The 738-nt window shown below is 43.5% G+C and carries 1 protein-coding gene; it reads right to left on the bottom strand.

Annotated features, from left to right (window positions below; translation table 11 throughout):
• Positions 1-33 precede the first annotated feature (33 nt).
• A partial coding sequence (locus R8N47_RS24935) for an IS3 family transposase (protein ID WP_213914041.1) occupies positions 34-738 on the bottom strand: 705 nt, incomplete at its 5' end.

The following is a 738-nucleotide window of genomic DNA, read 5'->3' as shown; positions in this document are numbered from 1 at the left end:
TGACCCGTCCTGATATGGGTTGACACTTTTTAACTAAAACGCTCGATGTACTTCATCGGGCGTTTTGTATTTTAAAGCCGTATGAGGCCTCATTTGATTATAGATATCTACGGACTCTGCTACCATCGTCCTTGCTTCTTTCAGATCTTTCGGTTTCTTCAGCAAGAGCTCCATTTTGAGTATCCCATTTACACGCTCAGCTAAAGCATTCTGATAACAGTCATACCCGTCTGTCATTGAGCAAGTCACTCTATGTTTCTTATGGATATCTTGATATTCCTTCGAACAGTATTGTGAGCCTCTATCTGAGTGGTGTATTAGCTTTTCTTCACTCTGCCGTTGCCTGAGAGCTGAGATAAATGCCCGCTTAACTGATTGAGTTTTCATGTTGTCATCCACATAAAAACCAACAATCTTCCTTGAATAAGCGTCTGTAACCAAGCTGAGATAACTCTCTCCATTTTGAGTTGGCAAGTAAGTAATATCAGCAACCCACAGTTGTTCTGGCTTCGTTGGTGTCAGCCCATCTTTCACTTTGTTTGGGTGACAGAAAAATCGATGACGGCTGTCAGTCGTTCGGTGATAGGCTCGTCTTGCTCTCACTAACAGCCGATGCTTTCTGAGAAGTTCAAAGAGCTTATCGCGACCTATTTGAATGCCCTTTGTTGCTGCTAAGAACTTCAGTTTACGCGTGCCAATGCGTGGCTGCTTCAGCCTGACTTCACGGACAAAGCCAAT

The organism is Vibrio sp. 2132-1 (assembly GCF_033344315.1).
Note: the sequence above shows the minus strand (reverse complement) of the source record. Positions and strands in the feature narration are given on the sequence as shown.